This window comes from Microbacterium sp. ER1 (assembly GCF_023383675.1).
Taxonomy (GTDB): Bacteria; Actinomycetota; Actinomycetes; order Actinomycetales; family Microbacteriaceae; genus Microbacterium.
This window is the reverse complement of the sequence record NZ_QCXO01000027.1, coordinates 1-348: the sequence shown is the minus strand read 5'-3', so window position 1 is coordinate 348 and position 348 is coordinate 1. Positions and strand designations below refer to the sequence as shown.

Annotated in this window: 1 pseudogene; it reads right to left on the bottom strand. The window is 65.2% G+C overall.

The window, feature by feature from the left end:
• A pseudogene (locus BV453_RS01585) lies at positions 1–348 on the bottom strand (sugar ABC transporter permease); the annotation flags it as partial.

Below are 348 nucleotides of genomic sequence, written 5' to 3'. Positions count from 1 at the left end.
CGAAGGTGACCCCGCCAGAGGACAGCATCGACGGGACGTCCCAGCCGAGCTTGTCGAAGACAAAGTAGAACGGGCTCACCGCCGGCAGGTAGAGGAACCCCCAGAGCAGCGAGCTGATCACGGCCGGCACGGCGTACGGCAGGAAGATGGCGGTGCGGGAGAAACCGGCGGCCCTGGTGCGCTTGGAGTCCAGCAGCAACGCAAAAAGCAGCGCGAGTCCGAGCATCAGCGGGATCAAGATGAAGCCGTAAAGCAGCACGCGGCCGACACTGGCCCCGAATTCGGTGTTGGTGAGAGTCGCGACGTAGTTGTCGATCCCGGCGAAGACGGCGGTGCGGGCTCCGGAGC